The sequence below is a fragment of the Rugamonas violacea genome (genome assembly GCF_016461825.1).
Classification (GTDB): Bacteria; Pseudomonadota; Gammaproteobacteria; order Burkholderiales; family Burkholderiaceae_D; genus Rugamonas.
The window spans coordinates 164,958-181,626 of record NZ_JAEMNU010000031.1 but is presented as its reverse complement, the minus strand read 5'-3'; the positions used below and the strand labels follow the sequence as shown (position 1 = coordinate 181,626).

The 16,669-nt window shown below is 67.0% G+C and carries 13 protein-coding genes; 8 read left to right on the top strand and 5 right to left on the bottom strand.

Annotated features, from left to right (window positions below; all coding sequences use genetic code 11):
- Window positions 1-14 precede the first annotated feature (14 nt).
- From hisI to tatC, 6 genes are all read left to right on the top strand, one after another.
- Window positions 15-467 carry a phosphoribosyl-AMP cyclohydrolase gene (hisI, locus tag H7U20_RS06550; RefSeq protein ID WP_199518797.1) on the top strand — a complete coding sequence of 151 codons (453 nt, stop codon included), beginning with the start codon at window positions 15-17 and terminating at the stop codon, window positions 465-467.
- Window positions 464-838 carry a phosphoribosyl-ATP diphosphatase gene (locus tag H7U20_RS06545; RefSeq protein ID WP_199518796.1) on the top strand — a complete coding sequence of 125 codons (375 nt, stop codon included), beginning with the start codon at window positions 464-466 and terminating at the stop codon, window positions 836-838. Before hisI ends, H7U20_RS06545 begins: the two co-directional genes overlap by 4 nt.
- A 10-nt stretch (window positions 839-848) precedes the next feature.
- A complete protein-coding gene (locus tag H7U20_RS06540) occupies window positions 849-1,220 on the top strand; it encodes a histidine triad nucleotide-binding protein (RefSeq protein WP_199518795.1) in 372 nt (123 codons plus the stop codon).
- Window positions 1,221-1,386: 166 nt separating this feature from the next.
- Window positions 1,387-1,617: a Sec-independent protein translocase subunit TatA gene (gene tatA / locus H7U20_RS06535; RefSeq protein ID WP_199518870.1), complete on the top strand. Its 231-nt coding sequence runs from the start codon at window positions 1,387-1,389 to the stop codon at window positions 1,615-1,617.
- 43 nt (window positions 1,618-1,660) lie between these two features.
- Window positions 1,661-2,149: a Sec-independent protein translocase protein TatB gene (gene tatB / locus H7U20_RS06530; protein WP_199518794.1), complete on the top strand. Its 489-nt coding sequence runs from the start codon at window positions 1,661-1,663 to the stop codon at window positions 2,147-2,149.
- Window positions 2,150-2,905 (top strand): twin-arginine translocase subunit TatC, encoded by a 756-nt coding sequence (gene tatC / locus H7U20_RS06525; protein ID WP_199518793.1) that lies wholly within the window; start codon window positions 2,150-2,152, stop codon window positions 2,903-2,905.
- A gap of 78 nt (window positions 2,906-2,983) precedes the next feature.
- Here the strand turns inward: tatC and H7U20_RS06520 are convergent, their stop codons facing one another.
- From H7U20_RS06520 to H7U20_RS06500, 5 genes are all read right to left on the bottom strand, one after another.
- Window positions 2,984-3,385: a CCDC90 family protein gene (locus tag H7U20_RS06520; protein WP_199518792.1), complete on the bottom strand. Its 402-nt coding sequence runs from the start codon at window positions 3,383-3,385 to the stop codon at window positions 2,984-2,986.
- A gap of 191 nt (window positions 3,386-3,576) precedes the next feature.
- Complete coding sequence (locus H7U20_RS06515) at window positions 3,577-5,571, bottom strand: DUF885 domain-containing protein (RefSeq protein ID WP_199518791.1); 1,995 nt, start codon at window positions 5,569-5,571, stop codon at window positions 3,577-3,579.
- Window positions 5,572-5,689: 118 nt separating this feature from the next.
- Complete coding sequence (locus tag H7U20_RS06510; protein WP_199518790.1) at window positions 5,690-6,175, bottom strand: hypothetical protein; 486 nt, start codon at window positions 6,173-6,175, stop codon at window positions 5,690-5,692.
- A gap of 195 nt (window positions 6,176-6,370) precedes the next feature.
- Window positions 6,371-10,534 carry a DEAD/DEAH box helicase gene (locus tag H7U20_RS06505; protein ID WP_199518789.1) on the bottom strand — a complete coding sequence of 1,388 codons (4,164 nt, stop codon included), beginning with the start codon at window positions 10,532-10,534 and terminating at the stop codon, window positions 6,371-6,373.
- Between the two features lie 13 nt (window positions 10,535-10,547).
- Complete coding sequence (locus H7U20_RS06500) at window positions 10,548-12,584, bottom strand: dipeptidyl-peptidase 5 (protein ID WP_199518788.1); 2,037 nt, start codon at window positions 12,582-12,584, stop codon at window positions 10,548-10,550.
- Window positions 12,585-12,755: 171 nt separating this feature from the next.
- On the opposite strand from H7U20_RS06500, the gene hemE reads away from it, so the two are divergent.
- Window positions 12,756-13,838, top strand: a complete 1,083-nt coding sequence (hemE, locus tag H7U20_RS06495) for a uroporphyrinogen decarboxylase (protein WP_199518787.1) — start codon at window positions 12,756-12,758, stop codon at window positions 13,836-13,838.
- 804 nt (window positions 13,839-14,642) lie between these two features.
- Window positions 14,643-16,669, top strand: a 2,027-nt coding sequence (locus H7U20_RS06490) for a primosomal protein N' (protein WP_199518786.1), incomplete at its 3' end; no start/stop codon positions are given.

The window sequence follows — 16,669 nt, the reverse complement described above, 5'->3', positions numbered from 1 at the left end:
CACAGGACATAACGATGTTGAATTCGACTAGCCTCGCCAAGGCCAAATGGCTGAAAAAAATCAAGTGGGACGAGCACGGCCTGGTGCCGGTGATCGCCCAGGAAGCCGGCAGCAACGACGTGCTGATGTTCGCCTGGATGAACCGCGACGCGCTGGCCAAGACGGTCGAACTGGGCGAGGCGGTGTACTGGAGCCGCTCGCGCAAGAAATTGTGGCACAAGGGCGAGGAGTCCGGCCACACGCAGAAGGTGCTGGAGATCCGCCTCGATTGCGACGAGGACGTGGTGCTACTGAAGATCGAGCAGCACGGCGGCATCGCCTGCCACACGGGCCGTCATTCCTGCTTCTTCCAGAAGTTCGAGGGCGACGCCGACGAGGGCGACTGGCTGGTCGCCGAGCCCGTGCTGAAGGACCCGGCCGAGATGTACCCGGACGCCACCCAACCGAACAAGACGAAACCGACATGAGCACAATTTTAGACCGCCTGGCCGAGATCATCGAGTCGCGCAAGCTGGCCAACGGCGGCGACCCGGCCACCTCCTACGTCTCGCGCCTGTTCGCCAAGGGCGACGATGCGATCCTGAAAAAAATCGGCGAGGAGGCCACCGAGACGGTGATGGCGGCCAAGGACGCCCGCGTCGACGGCGACAACGCGAAGGTGTTGTACGAATGCGCCGACTTGTGGTTCCATTCGCTGGTGATGCTGGCGCAGTTCGACCTGCGTCCGCAGCAGGTGCTCGACGAGCTGGCGCGGCGCGAGGGCCTGTCCGGCATCGAAGAGAAAGCGGCGCGCAAGGACGAGTTGCGCGACGCCGCCGAAACCCAAAAACACGACTAGCGGAGCCTTTGTGGAAAACTGCCTTTTTTGTAAAATCGCCGCCAAACAGATCCCCTCGAGCATCGTCTACGAGGACGAGGAGCTGCTGGCCTTCAAGGACATCAACCCGGCCGCGCCGGTGCACCTGCTGGTGATTCCCAAGCAGCACCTGTCGAGCTTGTCGGACTGCAACGCCAGCCACGCCCCGCTGCTGGGCAAGATGCTGGCGCTGGCGCCCCGCCTGGCCGAGGAGGCCGGCTGCGCCGTCAGCTACGACGCCGACGGCGCCCCCGGCGGCGGTTACAAAACGCTGATCAACAGTGGCCCGGACGGCGGCCAGGAGGTGTACCATCTGCACCTGCACGTGGTGGGTGGCCCGCGCCCTTGGCGCGGCATGCGCTGAGCCGGCGCCGCCGCGCAGCTAGTCCTTTTGTCGGATGGTCTAGTCCTTTTGCATTATGGCAATATGACGGGCACATGACATGCGTGCATGGCGTATACTGTGCGTTGCGGTATGCGTTGGGTTCAACCGAATTTTTTGGGCGTTACTGCCTTGCTAGGGGAAAATGATGGGTTCAATGAGTATTTGGCACTGGTTGATCGTGCTGGTGGTGGTGATGTTGGTGTTCGGCACCAAAAAGCTGGGCAATATGGGTTCCGACATCGGCAAGGCCGTCAAGGGCTTCAAGGATGGCGTCAAGGGCGACGAGGACAAGGCCGCCGCCGCTCCCGCAGCGCCGTCGCAAGTGGCCGACAAGACCACCATCGACGTCGACGCCAAAGAGAAAAGCAAGCACTAAGCAGGCCGGGGCCACGGCCCCGTCCGGCTTTTGCTGACATCCTATGATCGATCTCGGTCTCTCCAAACTTGCCATCATCGGCGTGGTGGCGCTGGTCGTCATCGGCCCGGAAAAGCTGCCCAAGGTGGCGCGCATGGCCGGCTCCTTGTACGGCCGGGCGCAGCGCTATCTGAACGAGGTGAAATCCGAAGTCTCGCGCGAGATCGAACTGGAGGAGCTGAAAAACCTGCAGAAGGACGTGCAGGACGCCGCCCAGTCGATCAAGCAAGGGGTCGAGAACTCGATCTCGGAGAACCTGGCCGAGGTGGAGAACGCCTGGCACGACAGCCACCCCGCGCCGCCGAGTTCCGCCAGCAGCGACGACCTGGCGCGCAAGGCGCGCGAGTTCCGCCGCAAAAAGCTGGTGCGCAGCTCGGCCATTCCGGCCTGGTACAAGCAGCGCCACGGCGGCAAGATGCACGTCATCTCCGGCGCGGCGCGGGTCGCCCGTTTCCGTCCGCGCGGCAATTCCTCCCCTACCTCGTTCTATTAAATGACTACACCTGCAGCAGGCGAAGAGACCTTTATCTCTCACCTGATCGAATTGCGCGACCGCCTGGTCAAGGCCTCGATCGGCATCGTGCTGGTGTGCGTCGGCCTGATGATCTGGCCGGGGCCATCGCGCATCTACGACATCATCGCCATGCCGATGATCGCCGCCTTGCCGGTCGGCTCGAAGATGATCGCCACCGGCGTCATTTCGCCCTTCCTGGTGCCGATGAAGGTGACGCTGGTGATCGCCTTCATCCTGGCCCTGCCGTGGGTGTTGTACCAGTTGTGGGCCTTCGTCGCGCCCGGCCTGTACACCCACGAGAAACGCTTGGTGGCGCCTTTGGTGATCTCGTCGTCGGCGCTGTTCATGGCCGGCGTGGCGTTCTGCTACTTCTTCGTGTTCGGCCGGGTGTTCAAATTCATCAGCGAGTTCTCGCCGACCTCGATCGCCGTCACGCCGGACATCGAGAACTACCTCGACTTCGTCATGTCGATGTGCTTGGCCTTCGGCGCCACCTTCGAGGTGCCGGTGGTGGTGGTGATCCTGGTGCGCATGGGCCTGGTCAGTGTCGAGAAGCTCAAGGAAGTGCGGCCGTATGTGATCGTCGGCGCCTTCGTGGTGGCGGCCATCGTCACGCCGCCCGACATCGTCAGCCAGTTCTCGCTGGCGCTGCCGATGTGGATCCTGTTCGAGCTGGGCCTGTTGGTGGCGCCGGTCTTCGTCAAAGCCACCCAGGCGCCCGAGCAGGTCGAGTAACACGCATTTTCGCCGGGGCCGCCGCGAGGATCTGCCTTGCCGCGCGGTCTCGATGCGCTCGCGGAAGGCGAGCCGGCGCTACATGGAAAACAGTTTCGCCAGCGTGGCGATGTGCAAGACCAGCATGGCGCCCAGCACCCAGTGCAGCGTTTTGAATTTGCCATTGATGCGCTGCTCCAGTGCATCGAGCTCCTGCCGGGCCAGTTCGAATTTCGCCAGTGTTTCCTGCCGGAGCAGTTCGAATTTCGCCAGTGTTTCCTGCCGGAGCAGTTCGATACTGGCGGTCAGTTCCTGTCTGAGCAGCTCGATACGGGCGAGCACATCCACCTTGAGCAATATGAGATCGCCAGGCACGACGATGGTATCGGCGAGCACATCGCTGAGCGCTTGGGCCTGCGCCTCGGCATGGTCGGGCGGAATGCCGGCCTCTGTCAGCCGTTTGGCGTATTTGAGTGTATCGAATTGGATGGGCATGGTCATGTGTGCTCCTACGGTTCATCTTAGCAGAAAACTTCTCGAACTCCAGACGTGCCCCCATCGTATTCCCGCGCCGGACCGGGCCGTTTAATCGACAGCAAACGATCCGAACGGTGCAAATAAAACGGGGCGCCTGAGCGCCCCGTTGTTGATTGCTGGGCGCCGTCGCGGCGCCCGCCATATGCCCGCCGCGCCTACTGCGGCGCCGGCTGTTGCAGCATCAGGTCGCGGATCACCCGCACCGGCGCGCTGCCGTAGCTGAGGAATTGCTCGTGGAAATCCTTCAGCACGAACTTGTTGCCCAGCGCCTGCTTGCGCTGTTCGCGCAACTCCATGATTTCGCTGTAGCCGCTGAAGTAGCTGGTCAGTTGCACCGAGGTCAGCTGTACGCGGCGCCATTTCTCCCTCGCCTCGCTGGCGGTCTGGAAAGCCTGGCGCGACAGCAAATCGATCGCCTCCTGCTCGCCCATGTCGAGCACGTGCACGCCGTAGTCGAGGATGGTGTTGGTGACGCTGCGCAGGTTCCACTTCGAATACATCAACCACATCTCCGGCGTGTTGTCGCCGTAGCCCGATTCGAGCATCATGCGCTCGCCGTAGACGGCCCAGCCCTCGACCATGGCGCCGTTGCCGAAGATCGACTTGACGATGGACTGCGACTTGTTGGCGTACACCAGCTGGGTGTAGTGGCCGGGGATGGCCTCGTGGATGTTGAGGATCTGCAGGATCCACTGGTTGTATTCGCGCAGGCTGCTCTCGGCCGCCTCGGGCGTGGCGCCGTCGAGCGGCGTGACGTTGTAATAGGTGCGGTCCTGCGGCCGGTACGGGCCGGGCGCCTCGATGCTGGCGCCGGCCACGCCGCTTTGGTAGGCCGGCGTGGCGCGCACTTCCAGCGGCTTCTTCGGGTCCATGGTCAGCAGGTCGTGGCTGACCACCCAGTCCTGCAACAGCGGGATCTGGCGGCGGATTTCGGGGAAGAAGTTCTCGCGCGCCACGTGCTGGCTGGACAACTTGTCGATCACCATGCCGATCTTGCGGGTGCGGTCGAGCGGCTTGGCGGACAGGCCCATGGTCTTGTTCCACAGCTCGTCGGCCAGCCGGTCCATGTTGACCAGCAGCTGCTCGCGCGCCGCCAGGGCCTTCTGGTAGGTCTGCTCGGCGCTGCCGCCGGCCTGGATGTCGAAGGCGAATTTCTGTTCGTACAGCTCCTTGCCGAGGCGGAAGGAACGGGCTTCGCCGGTCTGCGCCATGGTCTTGTCGAGCTCGCCCAACCAGGCGACGTAGGCGTCGACGGCGGTCAGCGCGGCGTTGACGCGCTGGGTGAACAGCTGTTTCTCGACCGGGGTCAGGATCGAGGCCTGGGCCGCCTTGTCGAGCTCGGCGAGCATGGTCAGCACGCCGGGCGCCTGCGCAATCGCCAGCTGGGTGTGCTCGCGGGTCGGCTTGGCGATGTTGGCGCGCGCCGCCTCGTAGTAGGCCGGCACGCCGGCGATGCGCTTGAGCAGGGTGCGCAGGCGCTGCGGCTTGGCGGCGTATTCGGTGTTGAGGATGGCGTCGATCGGCGCGGCGACGTTGTAGCTGGCCGGATTCCATTGCCACTCGCGCAGCGTGTTCAGGTAGAAGCGGTCGCTATTGAGTTTGTTGGTCAGCAGCGCCAGGTCGGTGCGCTGCTTGGCCGACAGTTGGCGCGCGTCGATCTTGGCGAAGCGCGCCAGCCAGTCTTCGGTGAAGGCCAACTGGCGGGTGCGGCTGGCCTGGTCGGGGATGGTCAGGTTGGCGGCGGTGTCGTACTTGCCGACCGCGATCGCCGATTCCGGGTCGATGCGCCACAGCGCGCCGAGGAACTGGTTGCTCAGCGTGTCGAGGTTGCGGTCCTGGCGCCGCTCGGACGGCGCCGCCGGACGGGCCACGGCGGCGAGCGGCGCGGCCACCGCGGCGGCGGCCTTGCTGCCCTTGCCGTGTTTGTCCTGCTTGCCGCCCTTGCCGCCCTTGCTGCCCTTGCCGGCGTGCGCCGGCTTGGCGCCATGGCCTTTTGCGCCGGCTTTCACGGCGCTCTTGGCGCCAGCCTTGTTGCCGCTCTTGTTCTTGCTGTTGGCGGCCTTGTCGTGGCCGTGGTGGGTGGTGGCGCCGGCCGGCGCGAGCGTCAGGCTCGTCAGCAACACGGCCAGCGCGAATTTGGTCTTGATCATCGTAAACAGCCTCTTGATGGTTGGGGCAAGACGCGCATATTCGCAGATTCGGGCGGGCGCGCCAAGGCCAAGCGTGGGAGAGTAGCACTAATTGCTGCGCTTGAGCGCGCCAGCCGGCTCAGAGCAGCGCGTTGGTGCGGATCAGTTCCTGGTGGCGGGCGTTGAGGACGCCGACGGCGTCCTTGCCCTTGGCCATCTGACTGAGCAGGATCTCGCTGTCCTTGGTGAAGCGGTGGCCGATGCGGATCGTGTAGGAGCGCGACAGCCAGCTCCAGAACGAGGGCACGAAGGTGGCCTCGTCCATGTCGCGCCATTTGACGCCGGCCACGCCCTTGGCCCAGGGCAGGATGCCGTGGTAGAGCCAGACGCCGACGTCGTCGTAGTACAACTGGTAGCTGCGGATGAGCAGCACGCGGTAGCCGACCAGCAGCGCCGAGACCAGCAGCACGCCGGCGGCGGCCAGCTCGGTCCATTTGAAGGCCAGCGGCAGCAGGGCGCCGAACAGGATCAGCGCCAGCAGCACGGTGCCGACATAGGCGGTCCAGGCCTTGCCGCACAGCGGCGTGCCGTGGCTGGCGATGTGGGTGGCGTTGTCTTCTTCCATATGAATTCCGGGATGGCGGGCTGAAAACGGAAGAGTACATGATTTGCGCCGCCGCCGCGACGAATTTGCGTCCCCCGTCCGGGTCGTTCGGCGCCGCATGGTTCCGCCGCCCCGCCGCCGGCGCGGCGGACCACGGGCGCGGACCGGGCCGGCCGGCGCGGCCGCGATCGCGGGCCGGGCCGGCGACGCGGGACGCTAGCGCTGCATGCCCTGCGCCAGCATGTCGAGCATGTCGCGGGCCGACAGGCGGGCCGCCGTGTCGCTGCCCTCGAGCAGGCTGTCGGCCAGGTCGCGCTTGTGCTGGTGCAGCTCGACGATGCCCTCCTCGATGGTGTGGCGCGCCACCAGGCGGTAGATGGTCACCGGGCGCAGCTGGCCCATGCGGTGGGCGCGGTCCGAGGCCTGGTCCTCGACGGCCGGGTTCCACCACGGGTCCATGTGGATCACGTAGTCGGCCGCCGTCAGGTTGATGCCGACGCCGCCCGCTTTCAGGCTGATCAGGAAGACGTCGCCGCTGCCGCCCTGGAAGGCGTCGACGCGGTTCTTGCGCTCGACCATGCTGGTGCTGCCGTCGAGGTATTGGTAGGACACGTCCTGCTCCTCCAGATGGTGGCGGATCAGCTTCAGGTGGTCGACGAACTGGCTGAACACCAGCACCTTGTGGCCGTTCTCCAGCAGGCCGGTGAGCAGGTGGGCGAAGGCCGCCAGCTTGCTGCTGGCCAGGCCCAGTTCGGGCGCCACCAGCGCCGGGTTGCAGCAGGCGCGGCGCAGCTTCATGATCTCGGCGAGGATCTGTATCGACTTTTTCTCGGCCGGCCCCTCGACCGCCGCCAGCTTCTCCAGCGCGCTGCGGCGCAGCGATTCGTACAGCGCCATCTCCGGCGCCGACAGGTCGACCTCCAGCGTGATCTCGGTGCGCGGCGGCAGTTCGGCCAGCACCTGCGACTTGGTGCGGCGCAGGATGAAGGGCTGGATCAAGCGGCGCAGCCGCAGCCGGGCGCCGACCTCGGCGCGGTGGTCCTGCGCCTTCTCGATCGGCCCGGCGAAGCGCAGGTTGAACTGGTCCAGGGTGCCGAGCAGGCCGGGATTGATGAAGCGGAACAGGTTCCACAGCTCGCCCAGGTGGTTTTCCAGCGGCGTGCCGGTGGCCACCATCTTGAAGCCGCCCTGCAGCGCCATGACGGCCTGCGAGCGCTTGGTGGTGCTGTTCTTGATCGCCTGCGCCTCGTCGAGCACGATGGTGTGCCACTGCACGCCGGCGAACAGCGCCGACTCCAGTTGCAGCAGGCCGTAGCTGGCCACCACCAGGTCGAAGGGCTGCAAGGTGGCCAGCGTGTCGGCGCGGTCGCCGGCGCCGAACAGCTTGACGTTCAAGGTCGGCGCGAAGCGGGCCGCCTCGCTGATCCAGTTCATGCACACCGAGGTCGGCGCCACCACCAGGGTCGGCCCCTGCGGCGCGCGCGACAAAATCAGCGCCAGCGCCTGCAAGGTTTTGCCCAGGCCCATGTCGTCGGCCAAGCAGGCGCCGACGCCCCAGTGGGCCAGGCGGGCCAGCCAGTCGTAGCCCTCGTGCTGGTAGTCGCGCAGCTCGGCCTGCAAGGTGCTGGGCAGCTGCGGCACGAACTCGGTCTGCGCCTGCATGCGCGCCAGATGCTCGCGCCAGGCCTGGTCGGCTTTCAGGCCGCCGGCCTCGTCGGCCAGCTCCTCCAGCGCGAAGGCGGCCAGCGGGTGCAGGCGCACGCCGTCGGCGCTCAACTCGCCGTAGGCCGAGACCTCGGACAAACGGCGGTGCAGCTCCTCGGCCAGCGCCAGGAAGCGGTTCTCGCCCAGTTCGATGAAGCGGCCCTTGCCGCTGCGGACCAGTTCGAGCAGGGTGCGCAGGTCCATCACCTGCTCCTCGTCGACCTGCAGCTCGCCGCTGGCGGCGAACCAGTCCTTGTGGCTCTTGATGGTCAGGCGCAGCTGCTTGCTGTCGACCTTCTTGGTGATGCGGAAGCTCTCGCCCTCGGGCCAGGCCAGCACGATGCTGTCCGGGTTCAGCGCCTGCAGCTCGGCCAGCAGTTGCAGGCACAGCGCCGGTTGACCCAGCAGCCACTCGCCGTGGTCCTGCTCGGCCTCTTCCAGGATCGGGCACTTGCCGACCAACTGGCGCTCGGCGTCGCGCTCGGCGTTCAGGTCGCGCCGGGTCTGCGCCGGCTTGCCGCCGGCGTCGGCGATCAGGGTCTCGGCGCCGTCGCCCGGCGCGTAGTAGGCGCCGCCGTCGAGCGGGCGCACCAGCAACTGCATCTTCAGGCCGTGCTGGTAGGGCAGCAGATGGACGTGCAGGCGGGCGTCGGCGTCGACCTGCTGCACGTCGCTGTGGGCGCCGCCGATGTCGGATTGCACCGTCACCAGCGAGGAGATAGCCCCGATCGCCTGCAGCACCTGCTGCTCGGCGTGTTCGGGCACGATCAGGCCGTCGCCGACGATGGCGGCGATGCGGCGGTGCTCGTCGGCGATGGCGATCACGCGCAGCCGGGTCGGCGTCTCGCGGCTGATGACGACGGTCGAGTTGTTGTCGGGGATGGCCGGTTGCAGGCTCAGATGCAGATTGCCGCCGCGCTTGCGGATCAGCAGCTCCGGTGCGCCGGCCAGCAGTTCGACGCGGGTTTCCGGCGTCTCCTGCCAGAACACCAGCGGGTGGCCGATCAGCGCGACGGCGGCGCGCTGCGGGTCGACCTCGTAGGCCAGGCCGGAGGAGTGGTAATTGCGGTGCGCCACGCTGATTGCTTCGGCGGCGCGCAAGTCCTGCGGCGTCAGGTAGTCGATCTGCTCGGACTCGAAGCGCAGCCGCTTGAGGCCGACCGCGCGGCCCTTGCTCCAGGCGCCGCGCGCGTCGCGCTTCTGCTCGCGCGGCTCGACCTCGGTCAGGCCGTGGCGGGCGTCGTAGACCAGCATCCAGGCCAGCCGCGCGGCGCCGGTTTGTTCCGGCGCGGCCGGCTGGTGCAGATTGATCAGCGCGGTCAGCTGGCGCTGCCAGGACTCCTGCCGCTCGAACCACTGCGTCAGGTCGGCGAAGCCGAGCCGCTCGCGCAGCGCGGCGGCGCGCTTGGCCTGCGCCGGCTCGCCCAAGTGGCCGAGCAGGGCCAGGGCCTGGCCGGCCAGCAGCAGGTAGCCGGCCGCCTCGGCCTGTTGCGCCAGCTCTTCGAGTTCGAGGCGGCGCTGCGCCAGCTGCGGCAGCGACAGCCAGTAGTACAGCAGGCTTTGGAACATCTGCGCCTGCAGCGTGGTCTCCCAGGCGCGGGTCGGGATGGCCTCCGGCTGCAGCGTGCCGGCGCGCACCTGGCGCAGCAGGTCGAGCTGCTGGTAGACGGCGCTGTCGTGGTTTTGCGTGGCGCGCACGGCGGCGTCCAGATAGGCCTCGGCGGCCTTGGCCAGCTTGGCGTCGCCGCTGCGCATCAGGGCCAGCGCGTACAGGTGTCCGCCGATGCCGTGGAACAGCTGCTTGCGCTTGCCCGACTCGCGCCGCAGCGCCTTCAGCGCCGCCTCGAAGCCGTTCAGCGCGGTGGCGTGCTCGCCGCGCAGCAGGTGCACCACGCTGGCGAAGAATTGCGCCTGCGCGCCGTCGCAGCGCGCCAGGTAGCGCGCCGCCTCGTCCAGCCGGCCGCACAGGATGGCGTCTTCGGCCAGGCCGAGGCGCAGCGCCGGCGCTACCTCGTCGCCGGCGGTTTGGCGCAGCTGCACGTGCTGCTCGGCGTGGGCGCGCAACTGGGCCGCGCCGGCCGGTTCGCGCTGGGCGTTGTTCAACAGGAGCGTCAGCACGTCGTCCTGCATCAGCGGGTGGACCCGCGCCAGCATGCCGGCCTCGAACGGCCGGCCGAGGATCTCGATGATCGGGTGCAGCTGGGCCGCCTCGTAGCTGGCCATGCAAAAGCTCAGCAGCGGCACCACCTGCTGCGGCGCCTGGCCGCGCAGCAGCGCCATGCGCAGGCGCGCCACGCCGGCGCGGTAGCTGCGCGGCTCCAAGGTGCTCCAGCTCTGCCGCAATGGCACCACCACGTCGTGCGCCTGGCACAGCTGGTCCAGCGTGTGGGCGCCGATGGCGGCGCGCAGCGCCGGCCAGCGCAGCTTGGGGTTGCAGACGTAGCCGCGCCCGGTGATGACGCTGATGAAGGCCAGCCGTTCCAGGTGGTGGATCGGCTCGTCGAGCGTGGTGGCGCTGTAGGTGCGTTCCTGCGGGTCCTTGAAGCCGGCCGCGCGCATGTGATCGAGGATGCTGGTGCGGCCGGTCGGCTCGCCGAGCAGGGCGAGCAGGGCCAGGATCATTTTTTCATTGAACGCGAGGGTGTCGAATTCGGCGAGCAGTTGCGGGTCGGTCATGCGGGTTCCAGGGTCATGCGGCCGGGGCGTCCGGCAGGTTGTAAATCTCCACCGGGGCGGCGGCGCCCGGCGTGTGCAGGCCGAACATGCGCTGGTAGAAGTACAGCTCGGCCTCCAGTGTGCGGATGATGTTTTCGGCCTTGCGGAAGCCGTGGCCCTCGCCTTCCAGCGGCAGGTAGGCGACCGGCACGCCGCGCGCCTTCAGCGCCGCCACCATGGTCTCGGACTGCTGCGGCGGCACCACCTTGTCGTCCAGGCCCTGGAAGAAGATCATCGGCCGCGCCAGGCGGTCGGTGTGGTTGATCGGCGAGCGCTCCCGGTACAGCGCCTCGGCGGCCGGCTGCGGCGCGATCAGGTAGGCGTTGTAGTGCGATTCGAACTTGTGCGAGTCCAGGTCCAGGCCCTTCAGGTCGGACACGCCGTAGTAGCTGGCGCCGAGCTTGAAGACGTCGTGGAAGGTCAGTGCGCACAAGGTGGTCAGGCCGCCGGCGCTGCCGCCACGGATGATCAGCCGCTCGGGGTCGGCCAGGCCGCGCGCCACCAGCGCCTGCGCGCCGGCGATGCAGTCCTCGACGTCGACGATGCCCCACTGGCCCTTGAGGGCGTCGCGGTAGGCGCGGCCGAAGCCGCTGCTGCCGCCGTAGTTCACGTCGAGCACGCCGAAGCCGCGGCTGGTCCAGAACTGGGTGGCCAGCTTCAAGGTGTTGGTGGTCATGCCGGTCGGCCCGCCGTGGCTGATGACGATCACCGGCGGCAGTGCGCCGGCCGGGCCGTTGATCTTGCTGTTGCAGGGCGGGTAGAAGAAGGCGTGCGACTCGCGGCCGTTGGCGCTGGGGTAGCGCAGGCTGGCCGGCAGCGACAGGTCGGCGCTGGCCGGCAGCTCGGCGCTCGACTGCGCCAGCACCTCGACCTCTTCGCCGGTGAGCTCGATGCGCGCCAGTTCCAGCGCGATGCTCGGGCCGCCGCCCAGCAGGACGACGCAGCCGGCGCCGACGCGCAGCTCGCGGATCTCCTGGTAGGGATTGGCGATGGCCTCCAGCCTGCCGCCGCCCAGAGGCAGGCGGGCCAGCTTGCTGACGCCCTGCTCGATGTAGGTGCAGACGATCTCCCGGGCCGAGCGGAAGCCGTACATCGAGCCGCCGAAAGTCCAGTGCGGCGTGGCGAATTCGGCCTGCATCGGGCACAGCGCTTCGACGCGGCGCCGGCCGTCCGGTTCGTCCTGCTCGTCCTGTTCGTCCTGTTCGTCCAGGCGGTACAGGTTCCACCAGCCGCTGCGGTCGGAGACGAAGTACAGGCGGTTGTCGGGCGCCCATTCCGGCTGGCAGATGGCCTCCTCGGCGCCGCCGGCGATTAGCGTGGGCGTGGCCAGGCTGCCGTCGTCGTTGACGGCGGCCAGCCACAGCTCGGTGCCCTGCCACGGCATGCGCGGATGGTCCCAGCTCAGCCAGGCCAGCGCGCGGCCGTCCGGCGACAGGCGCGGCGCGGCGTAGAAGTCGCTGCCTTGCACCAGGATGGTTTCCACGCCGTCGGCGCCGATGGCGCACAGGCAGTTGTCGGGCGGCGCCGCGCCATCGCCGTGCAGCTCGCGCACGCTGATCAAGCGTTGGCGGCGGCGGTCGACGACGAAGTCGGCGTGGCGCTGGCGGCCCGGCCGGGTCAACGCCCGCGGCGCGGCGGCGGCGTCGCCGTTGCCGCCAATCTCGCAGCGGTACAGCAGGTTGTCGGCGAAATGCGAGAAATAGAGGGTATCGCCGTCGACCGCGTAGGCGCCGCCGCCGTATTCGTGTACCCGGCTGCGCACATTGAAGGGCGCCGGGGTCAGCTCGTCGGCCCGCGCGCCGTGGTGGCGCAGCAGGGTGTTGCGGCCCGCCTCGGCGGCGCGGCCGGCCAGCCAGAAGATGTCGCCGCCGTCGGCGCCGCCCAGCGCCAGTTGGCTCAGCGGCGTGGCGCCGGCCGCCACGCGCGCCGCGCCGATGCTCGACGGCCAAGTGCCGAAGGGCGCGCTGGCGTGGGGGGAGGTGGCGTGGTCGGTGGCGGTATCGATGGTCATGGTCGCTCCAGAAGGTGGGATGGCCGGGTCGCGGCGCGGGCTGCTAGGCATCATAGTGAAAGCAAGGACAATCTTCCAGCGAAACTTGGCCCGGCGGGGCAGTCGGGTATGCGTAAAAATCGGCCGGGGGGTGCGATAATAGCGTCTTTCCTCCAGCTCCGACTGCCCTTCATGCCACAATTCGCCCCGCTCCAGAACGACACCTTCTTGCGCGCGCTGCTGCGCCAGCCCACCGAATACACGCCTGTCTGGCTGATGCGTCAGGCCGGGCGCTACCTGCCGGAATACCGCGCCACCCGCGAGCGGGCCGGCTCCTTCCTCGGCCTGGCGAAGAACCCCGACTACGCCACCGAGGTGACCTTGCAGCCGATCGACCGCTTCCCGCTGGACGCGGCGATCCTGTTCTCCGACATCCTGACGGTGCCGGACGCGATGGGCCTGGGCCTGTACTTCGTCGACGGCGAGGGACCGAAGTTCGAGCGTCCGCTGCGCACCGAGCAGGAGGTCATGGCGCTGCGCGCGCCGGAGCCGGACGCGCTGGACTACGTGTTCAAGGCGGTGACGCAGATCCGCACCGAGTTGAACGGCCGGGTGCCGCTGATCGGTTTCTCCGGCAGCCCGTGGACGCTGGCCTGCTACATGGTCGAGGGGCAGGGCTCGCGCGAGTTCCACACGATTAAAAAGATGCTGTACAACCGCCCCGAGCTGATGCACCACATCCTGGCCATCAACGCCCGCTCGGTGGCCGACTACCTGAACGCCCAGATCGACGCCGGCGCCCAGGCCGTGATGATCTTCGACTCCTGGGGCGGCGCGCTGGCCGACGGCGCCTACCAGGAGTTTTCGCTGCGCTACATGCGGCAGGTGGTGGCCCAACTGAAGCGCGACAAGGACGGCGTCAAGATCCCGGCCATCGTCTTCACCAAGGGCGGCGGCCAGTGGATCGAGCAGATCGCCGACATCGGCGCCGACGCGGTCGGCCTGGACTGGACCGTCGACCTGGCCAAGGCGCGCGCGCTGGTCGGCCACAAGGTCGGCCTGCAGGGCAATCTGGACCCGGCCATCCTGTTCGCCAACCCGGCACAGATCGGCGCCGAGGTGGCCAAGGTGCTGGCCGCCTTCGGCAAGCCGGCCGACGGCGGCGGCCACGTCTTCAACCTGGGCCATGGCATCTCGCAGTTCACCCAACCCGAGGCGGTGGCGGCGATGGTCGAAGCGGTGCACACACAGAGCCGGGCCCAGCGCGGCGCCTGAGCTGGTACCTGCACCAAGGGCACGTTTCGCCTGAAACGTGCCCTTTTTTCATCCCCTTGTCCAGTCCCGCAGAGCGACTTATGCACAATTTTTTTTACTGCGGAAATAACAGGCAGCACAATTTCCTCCGCCCTTGATAATCCCGCAAGTAATTGATTTTAAACAGTTTAATTTTTGGTCTTTCGACCAAGTTTTGGTAGTTTGTAAACCTTATCCCAAGGGTGGCGGGGGGCTATTTACTCATTGTCCACAAAGTTATCCACACAAACTGTGGATAAAAATGAAAAGTACTTAGTAAACCGCTACTTAGCCATCATGTCGAGGTTTTGACTGAGCTTCATGCTGCGCTGCACTATCGGCGGGCACGATTTTTGGCGGGATAACTCGCTTGACCTTAAACAAACCTTGTTGCCAAGGCATGTGTAGAATGCGGATCGCCCGGCGCCGTCCATGCCGCGCCGCATCAGTGGATAACTTTTTCGCCGGGCCGCAAAAAGTACTTGATTTCACGCAAAATTGCGGTCTAAATACTTCACTTATGCACAGCGGCGGGGAAAAAACGCGAATTTGCCGTCCCCTAGGAGGCATTTTCCAAGTGCTTGATTATAAAGGTAAATATTTTGTGTTTTTTGCCCGGTTTACGATACGGGCGAGTACATCGGGTGCCGTTTCTCCGTATTAATTTTCCTTTGTCCACAAAGTTATCCACACAAACTGTGGCTACCATCCGGCGCCCCGGCGGGCGCGGTTTTTGCAGCGATTTCCCATGATTCCCAGCGTGACTTTTGTAGATCGGCAGGACTGATGCACGGCATTCCCCATCATTGCATTCTTCAAATCGTGCTCGATACGCCACTCAACGCCGTATTCGACTACCGCTGGGTTTGCGATGCCGCAAACGAACCGCAAATCGGCCAGCTGGCCCTGCTGCCCTTCGGCCGGCGCGAGGTGATCGGCCTGATCGTCGGCATCGCCCACCACACGGACGTGCCCGAGGCCAAGCTCAAGGACGCCCTGGCGGTGCGCTCCCAGCTGTCGCCGCTGTCGCCGCAATGGCTGGCGCTGGCCGGCTTCGCCGCCGACTACTACCAGCGGCCGCTGGGCGAGGTGGCCCTGCCCGGTCTGCCGAAGAACCTGCGCGTGCTGACCACCGTGGCGCTCGACCGCGCGCTGAAGAAGCTGGCCAAGCACGACGCCGTGCACGACGGCACGCCGCTCGACATGCCGCGGCTCAATCCGGCGCAGCAGGAGGCGGCCGACGCCATCGGCGCCGCCCGGGGCTTCAAGCCGACCCTGCTGTACGGCGTCACCGGCAGCGGCAAGACCGAGGTCTACCTGCAGGCCTGCGCCCAGGTGCTGGCGCGCGAGCCGCAGGGCCAGATCCTGATTCTGGTGCCGGAGATCAACCTGACGCCCCAGCTGGAGGGCAACATCCGCGCCCGCTTCCCCGGCGTCATGCTGGCCACCCTGCACAGCAGCCTGTCCGAGGGCGAGCGCATGCTGCACTGGCTGGCCGCCCACCAGGGCCAGGCGCGCATCGTGCTGGGCACCCGGCTGGCCATCCTGGCGTCGTTGCCGCACTTGAAGATGATCGTCATCGACGAGGAGCACGACCCCTCGTACAAACAGCAGGAGGGGCTGCGCTACTCGGCGCGCGACTTGGCCGTGTGGCGCGCCTGGCAGCTCGGCATCCCCATCGTGCTGGGCTCGGCCACGCCCTCGCTGGAGAGCTGGCACCACGCCCGGACCGGGCGCTACCGCCGCCTGGAGCTGCGCGAACGCGCCGTCAAGAACGCCGTGCTGCCGCAGGTCAGGCTGCTCGACATGGAGCGCGACAAGCCCAAGGACGGCCTGACGGCGCAGCTGGTGGCGGCCCTGCGCCAGCGCCTCGAGCGCGGCGAGCAGTCGCTGCTGTTCCTCAACCGGCGCGGCTATTCGCCGGTGATCTGCTGCGAATCCTGCGGCTGGATCAGCGAATGCACCCGTTGCACCTCGTTCATGGTGCTGCACAAGCCGGAACACCGGCTGCGCTGCCACCATTGCAGCCTGGAGATGCGCATCCCGCGCCACTGCCCGACCTGCGGCAACGTCGACCTGCAACCGCTGGGACGCGGCACCCAGCGCGTCGAGGAGGGTCTGCAGGCGCTGTTCCCCGAGGCGCGCATCTTGCGCATCGACGCCGACTCGACGCGCAAGAAGGGCAGCGCGCAGGAGGCCTTCGACAGCGTCCACCGTGGCGAGGTGGACATTTTGATCGGCACGCAGATGGTCGCCAAGGGGCACGATTTCAAGAAGCTGACCCTGGTCGGCATCATGAATCCGGACACCGCGCTGTTCTCGCAGGATTACCGCGCCAGCGAGCGCCTGTTCGCCCAGCTGATGCAGGTGGCCGGCCGCGCCGGCCGCGCCGCCCAGACCGAGGGCGGCAGCGCCAGCGAGGTGTTGATCCAGACCCGCTACACCCAGCATCCGCTGTACGGCGCGGTGGTCAACCACGACTACGACCATTTCGCCACGGCCTTGCTGGAGGAGCGCGAGCAGGCCGACCTGCCGCCCTATCTGTTCCAGGCGCTGTTGCGCGCCGAGGCGGCCGAGCTGGCCACGGCCATCGAATTCTTGAGTCTGGCGCGCGATTGCGTGGAACATCCCGGCATCACGATCAACGATCCGATTCCGATGAGCATGACGCGGGTGCACAATGTGGACCGCGCCCAGTTGTTGGTGGAGTCGCCCTCGCGGCCGGCCTTGCAGGCCTTCCTGAAGGTGTGGACGGAGACCTTGCGGGCGATGAAGAGCCGGGTCAAATGGTCGCTGGAGGTCGATCCGCTGGA